The sequence below is a fragment of the Mesorhizobium sp. M2C.T.Ca.TU.002.02.1.1 genome (assembly GCF_003997225.1).
Genome location: NZ_RZTO01000306.1, coordinates 1 through 6,502, shown reverse-complemented (window position 1 = coordinate 6,502; position 6,502 = coordinate 1). Strand labels below are relative to the sequence as shown.

The 6,502-nt window shown below is 66.4% G+C and carries 7 protein-coding genes; 5 read left to right on the top strand and 2 right to left on the bottom strand.

What is annotated here, in order from left to right; all coding sequences use genetic code 11:
- Positions 1–74 precede the first annotated feature (74 nt).
- From EOD07_RS17405 to EOD07_RS17390, 4 genes are all read left to right on the top strand, one after another.
- Positions 75–860 (top strand): hypothetical protein, encoded by a 786-nt coding sequence (locus EOD07_RS17405; protein WP_127236347.1) that lies wholly within the window; start codon positions 75–77, stop codon positions 858–860.
- Positions 861–954: 94 nt separating this feature from the next.
- Entirely contained in the window at positions 955–1,254 is a 300-nt protein-coding gene (locus EOD07_RS17400) for a hypothetical protein (RefSeq protein WP_127236346.1), read from the top strand.
- A gap of 91 nt (positions 1,255–1,345) precedes the next feature.
- The gene (locus EOD07_RS17395; protein WP_127236345.1) at positions 1,346–1,894 is read left to right on the top strand and encodes a hypothetical protein; all 549 of its coding nucleotides are present in this window, start codon (positions 1,346–1,348) and stop codon (positions 1,892–1,894) included.
- Positions 1,895–1,927: 33 nt separating this feature from the next.
- The gene (locus EOD07_RS17390) at positions 1,928–2,686 is read left to right on the top strand and encodes a DUF4336 domain-containing protein (protein WP_127236344.1); all 759 of its coding nucleotides are present in this window, start codon (positions 1,928–1,930) and stop codon (positions 2,684–2,686) included.
- 18 nt (positions 2,687–2,704) lie between these two features.
- Here EOD07_RS17390 and EOD07_RS17385 read toward each other — a convergent pair whose 3' ends face one another.
- Together EOD07_RS17385 and EOD07_RS17380 are read right to left on the bottom strand one after the other, a co-directional pair.
- Positions 2,705–4,057 carry a chloride channel protein gene (locus tag EOD07_RS17385; protein WP_127236343.1) on the bottom strand — a complete coding sequence of 451 codons (1,353 nt, stop codon included), beginning with the start codon at positions 4,055–4,057 and terminating at the stop codon, positions 2,705–2,707.
- 180 nt (positions 4,058–4,237) lie between these two features.
- Positions 4,238–4,537 carry a hypothetical protein gene (locus tag EOD07_RS17380; protein ID WP_041010969.1) on the bottom strand — a complete coding sequence of 100 codons (300 nt, stop codon included), beginning with the start codon at positions 4,535–4,537 and terminating at the stop codon, positions 4,238–4,240.
- 332 nt (positions 4,538–4,869) lie between these two features.
- Here EOD07_RS17380 and EOD07_RS17375 point away from each other — a divergent pair, with 332 nt between their 5' ends.
- The gene (locus EOD07_RS17375; RefSeq protein WP_127236342.1) at positions 4,870–6,294 is read left to right on the top strand and encodes a DHA2 family efflux MFS transporter permease subunit; all 1,425 of its coding nucleotides are present in this window, start codon (positions 4,870–4,872) and stop codon (positions 6,292–6,294) included.
- Positions 6,295–6,502 lie beyond the last annotated feature (208 nt).

Sequence of the window (6,502 nt, the reverse complement as noted above, 5' to 3'; positions counted from 1 at the left end):
GACGGCCCTGAAGAACAACATGGAAAATATGGACAGCGGAACTTCCCGTCGTTTGAAGATCATTGGAGGGCGTGATGTGGTCCGATAATCGCGTTTCCGAACAGGATATCGGCCGTTTGCTGGATGGCGAATTGTCGCCGTCGCAGCGATCCGAGCTGCAAGCCCGGCTTGCCCGCGAGCCCGAACTGGCCGCGGCGGTGTTTGCCCACGCGCAGCGCATGGATGCGGTGCGCGATTCCCAGCCGCGGCGATTGTTTCCGCCGGGCGCGACCGTCGACAAGGCGAGACAGCTGGAACAGGCGCTTCGCCGCAGGCGGATGTTCGCCATGCTCAGGCTTCAGGTCGCCGCCGTCGCGCTGGTCGCGGTCGGTTGGTCGGCCAACTCGCTGACCGTGCCGCTTCGCCAGGGCGGCAAGACGGCGGATCAAACCTTCATCCTGGCCGCGCGCGATGCGCTGCGCGTCGCGCAGCTCAACGCGGGCCCCGAAAAGGGTGTCGAGCTCAAGCAGGACAAGATCCAGCGGCTGGTTGGCGCCGTCAACGTCAGCATGCCGACATTGCCCTCGTCATGGGCGGTCAAGGATGTCCAGGTGCAGCCCTGGAACGGACAGCAGAGCCTGGTCGTGACGGCCGATACGCCAAGCGTCGGGCGCATCACGCTTGTGGCCGCGCCGATGAACGGCGAGGACGCCGTTCCCCCGACGCCGGCCACCGACGGCCGCGTCCCGACGGTTTATTGGCAGTCGGGAGGCACGGCCTACGCGCTGATGGGATCGGCCGCGCCGGATCGGCTCGAAGTGGAAGCAAAGCAGATCGAGGTCGCCACGCGCCGCAGCGTTGCGCCCAAGACGAGGGGCTGATCGCGGCCGCCGGTTGCTGTGGAAGGGAAAGAATGCATCCGATGCTGGAGTTCCAAACCCGCCCCTGCCGCATGCCGCCGGATGGGCCCACGCGATGAACGTCCTGTCGTTCGAAAGGAGATACTATCCGTCCACCTGCCCGGTTTGCGCCAGGGTGTCCCTGGAAGCCGAGGTCACGGCCCGCAAGGTGGAGTTCCAGTGTGCCGCCTGCGGCGCATTCGAGATCACCTCGGCGGCTCGCGCCGCCATGAAGGGCCTGGCACGGGAGCACCGTCAATTGTGGCTGTCGCAAGCACGGCTGCGGGCTTCGACCCTCCCGCTGATCGCCTGCGCGAACGAGACGCCGCCACAGGTCACCGGTCCCCCGGATGCCCCGGATGCCCCGGGAAGGTGACCCGGGAAGCGCTGCGCGCGGGCGTTTCCCCTACGGCCCGGCATCTTGGCTTGGGGTTGCCGGGCCGTTTTCGCGCGAGAAGGCGATTGCGATGCGCAGATTGGAAGATTACGAGGAAGTCGCGCTGATCGGCTATCCCTGCGATGGAGACTACATCGCCGTGATGACGAATGGCGAGCAGGAGAACTGGCTGCTCGGCGGCGAGCTGTGCGGATGGAACGGCGCCGGCCTCGCCGACCAGGCGGCCGCCTTGCGCAGATATTATCCGCAGGGGTCGCGCCTCGTCCTGGCCACGATCGAGGGCGACGCCCTCGTTGCGATTCGGGACTGCGACACGGTCTCGGGCCTGGCACAGTCATCGACGACGAATGCGGAGCCAGGCGAGGGGCAAGCCGGTCCGGCCGAGGACGCGCGGCTCGCCGATTTCCGCGCCGCTGCGATGCTGCGCGATTCCGCGTCGATGGCCTTCGACCCGGCCACCGAAATGGCGCTGTCGGCGATCGCGGCACGCATGAAGCTCGCTCGCATGGAGGTGATCCGCATCGCGCTTCGCGAGTGGCTGGCGATGCGTGGAGCCGCGCGCTTCCCTCCTGATGAAGGCGCGCCATATGGCTCGGAGGCGCCGGACCGTTTCGGCTGACCGGATCGCGCTTCGAGTTGTCGGCGAGTAGCCATGCCCCAGCAATCGTCCGCAAAAAGGTTCGCTCTCGATCTCTATGAGCCGATCGATGTCCTGAAGCCCGTCGCTGCCGATCTGTGGATCGTCGACGGACCACGGATCGGTTTCGGCGTCGGACCGTTTGAATTTCCTTTCACCACCCGCATGACGGTCATACGGCTTCGCAATGGCGACCTGATCCTGCATTCGCCCGTGGCGCTGACGCCCGCGCTCCGGTCCGCGGTCGAGCTTCTCGGGCCGGTCCGCTTCCTGGTCGCTCCGAATTCGCTTCACTATTGGTGGCTGCCTGACTGGAAGGCGGTTTTTCCCGGCGCGGAAGTTCTGGCCGTGCGCGGCCTGCGGGAGCGGGCGAAGCGCCCGATCGCGGTGGACCGGCTGCTGGTGGGACGCGGCTCGCCCTGGCCGGCCGAAATCGACCTGTTGGTCGTGCGTGGCGACGTCCTCACCGAGGCCGTGCTGTTTCACCGGGCCTCGCGAACGCTGATCCTCACCGACCTGATCGAGAACTTCGAGCCGGGCCGGATTCACGGCTGGTTTTTGAGATTGCTCGTCAGGCTCGCCGGCGCGGCCGACCCGGACGGCAAGGCGCCGATCGACATGCGGCTGAGCTTCTTTCGCCGTCGTAAGGCTTTACGCTTGGCGGTTCACCAGATGCTCGCCTGGCAGCCGGAGCGCGTCATGATCGCTCATGGCCGCTGGTATGACAAAGACGGCGCCGCCGAGCTCAGGCGCGCGTTCCGTTGGGTCTTGTGACGACCCAATTTCGAGCCGCTACGCCTTGACCGCTTCGCTCGTCTCAGCCCTGCGCCGCCGGATCGCCTCGGCGATGAAGACGCGCGACAGCGCGTGGTAGAGCGGCTCGTTGGAGATGAGCCTCGCCGTGCCGTAGCCCAGCATCGCCGCGCACATCAGCGCGATCACATTGTCATGGTTGCCGGTCATTTCGAGGATGATGACGAAGGCCGTCATCGGCGCCTGCACGACGCCGGCGAAATAGCCGGCCATGCCGAGCAGCGCCGCGGTTCCCGTGGCCGTGCCGAAGACCAGGCCGAGCGTGCTGCCCAGCCCCGCGCCCACCGCCAGCGACGGCGCGAAGAGGCCGCCCGGAATGCCCGACACCATCGACAGGAGGCCGGCGGCGAATTTCTCGACGAAGAAGAAGGCCGGCAGCGGCGTGCCTTCGATCGCGCCGCGCGCCTGCACATAGCCGGTGCCGAATGTCAGCCCGCCGGACGCGACGCCGATTATAGCCACGGCGAGCCCGCAGACGGCGGCCACGGCCAGCGCGCGCGGCAGCGGCTGCAGCGCGTTCCAGCGCCGGATGCGGCGCATGACCTTCAATGCCAGCAGCGAGAACAACGCGCCGACACCGCCACCGATGATGCCGCAGGCGAGCACCAGCGGCCAGTCGGCGGCGAAGGCGACCGTGTCCTTGGCGACGCCGAAATAGGTATAGTTGCCGAGCAATCCGAGCGAGGCGAGGCCGGCCAGGATCACCGCCGTCAGCACCAGCCCGTTGGTGCGCGCCTCATAGGCGCGGCCCATTTCCTCGATCGCGAAGACGATGCCGGCGAGCGGCGTGTTGAAGGCTGCGGCGATGCCGGCGGCGGAGCCGGCCAGGATCAGTCCGCGCGCCTGCGCCATGCCGCCCCAGCGCGCCGCCTGCAACATCACCGAGGCGCCGACCTGCACGGTCGGCCCCTCGCGGCCGATCGAGGCGCCGCAGGCGAGGCCGACGATGGTGAGCGCGATCTTGCCCACCACCAGCTTGAGCGACAGGATGCGGCTGCGGTCGTCCTCGTCGCGCAGATGCCGCGCCGCGATCGCCTGCGGAATGCCGCTGCCTTGCGATCCCGGGAAGAAGGAATGCGCAAGCCAGGCGCAGAGCACGAACCCAAGCGGCGTCACGACCAGGGGCAGATAAAAGCGCCAGCCGCCGTCATTGCCCGTCATGACATGGAACACGGCCTGCGCGCGGTCGGCGAGCAGGGCGAACAGGACGCTGATCAGGCCGATCGAGATGGCGCCGGCCCAGAAGACGAGACGCGGCTGCCAGACGCGCCGCGATACCCACATGGCGTGTGAACGCCGCAGCAGACGGTATTTTCGCGATATGCCGACCATGACCGTCCTCTTGATAGTCACCCGCCCTAGCACACTTGCGGGATCGATCAACCCGTGAGGGCAGGGTCGGCGCTATGCTAGCAACGCCGAGGAACGCTGCTTGAGGAGATGCGGTTGGATAGCGGATAACCCGCCGGCGTACCGGCCGGCGGGAGAGATCGGCACGCGGAATAGGCGAGCTCACATCGCCATTTTCTCACATTCGGCCTGGGCCTTCTTGGTCGACGTATCGATCATGTAGGCTTTGCCCTTGGCGTCGGTGATCATCATCATGCAGTGCTTGATCGGCTTGGCCATCTTCATCATCTCGGCGCTCATCTTGGCGTCCGGCATCATGGTGCCCATGTGGCCGTCCGGCATGATCGCGGTGACCTGCCCGCCCTTCATCATGGTCATGGCGCCCATCGTGTCCTCGGCAAGGGCCTGCGAGGCGGAAAGACCGGCGAGGCCGGCGATGAGTGCGAACTTGATCGAGTGCATCTGAACAACTCCCATTGTTTGAGGGGCATGGTCGCCCTCTTCCGGTTCGCCGACACACCTCGATTGGTTACGCCAACACGAATATGTGATCGATTTTCAACCGACGATCGCGGCGGCCGACCTCCTTCCGCGCCGGCACGGGTGGGCGGCGCTCAACATTTGTTGACCTCTGTGCCAGCCGAAATCGCTATCGCTTCGCATCGGTCGGGACATAAAGCAGTCCGGTGCGGTTGGGGGGCCGGGCCGGCCGGGCCGCACGGCATCGACGCCGGCTTGATTGCGGATGGCTCGGGGCGGGGTATCGCTTCCTGCGCGACGGAACTGGCGGACAATTGGAACAGCATCTCTTTGCGACCGAGCGCGACCCGCGTCTCAAGCTGATCATCCCGGCAATCGTCGCCATCGCCTTCCTGATGGAACAGCTCGATTCCACCATCCTCACAACCGCTATCCCCGCAATCGCGCAAAGCCTCGACACGACCCCGGTCCGGCTCAATCTGGCGATCACCACCTACATCCTGACCCTGGCCGTGTTCATCCCGGTCAGCGGCTGGTTCGCCGATCGGTTCGGCGCGCGAAAGATCTTCGCGCTGGCGCTCTTCACCTTCACCCTCGGCTCGGTCCTGTGCGGCGTGGCCGATAGCGTCGGCATGCTTTTGGCCATGCGCGCGCTACAGGGGCTGGGTGGCGCCATGATGACGCCGGTCGGACGGCTGATCCTGTTGCGCTCCTTTCCGCGCAGCGGGCTGATCACCGCCATGACCTACATGACCTTGCCGGCGATCATCGGTCCCGTCATCGGTCCGCTGCTCGGCGGCCTTTTGACCACCTATGCCTCCTGGCGCTGGATCTTCTACGTCAACGTGCCGTTCGGCCTCATCGGCATTTTCGCCGCCTTGCGCTTCGTCGACGATTTCCACGAGGAAGACGCCCAGCCTTTCGACTTCGCCGGCTTCCTCATGGTCGGCGCCGGTGCCGCACTCCTGCAATTCGGCCTGGAGAATATCGGCAGGCCGGTCATTTCCTCGCTGGCGACCGTGCTGGTGCTGGCCGCATCGGTCCTGCTGCTTTTCGCCTTCGGCCGATATGCGCGCCGCGTCACCGCGCCGGCGGTCGATCTCACGCTGTTCCGCTTTCGCTCCTTCTGGGTCGGCACGCTCGCCGGGGGGCTGTGCCGCATCGGCCTCAACGGCGCGCCGTTCCTGTTGCCGCTGATGCTGCAGGTTGGCTTCGGCATGAGCCCGGTCACGTCGGGCTCGCTGACCTTCGTCGGCAGCTTCGGCGCGCTTCTGATGCGGCCGCTCTTGTCGTTCTTCCTGCGGCGCTTCGGCTTCAAGGCCGTGCTGAGCGGCAGCGCCTTGGTCGGCTCTGTTGCCGTGGCGGGCTTTGCCCTGCTCAGCGCCGACACCCCGCATTGGGCGATCGGCCTTTATGTCTTTTTCTTCGGCATCGTCCGTTCGGCGCAGTTCATGTCGTCCAACACGCTCTCCTATGCCGACCTGCCGGCGGAAAAGCTCAGCCGCGCCACCAGCCTCGGCGGCGTCCTGCAGCAGCTCAGCGTCTCGCTCGGCGTCTCCATCGCCGCCATGGTGCTCGGCCTCGTCTCCGGTGAGGTGCACGCGCCGACGGCGGACCAGTTCCACTGGGCGTTCCTGCTGACGGCGGTCATCCCGCTGCTTGCCATTCCGGGTTTCTTCTTCCTGCATCCGGAGGACGGCCAGCAGGTCAGCGGCCATCGCCGGCGGACGGAAAGTTAAGGCGGTGCCAGTCGAGGCTGCCCTTCTCCCACAGGGAGACTAGGAGATGCACACATCTTCTATGACTGGCGTGACTGATCAGGCCGAGGCTTGATTGCCACGTGGTTCCCCCAATCCGTCGCTGCTTCGCAGCGCCACCTTTCCCCCCTCCGGAGGGAAAGGAAGGGCGCCTTTCCTCTCCCCCGTCGATCGGGGGAGAGGTGGCTCG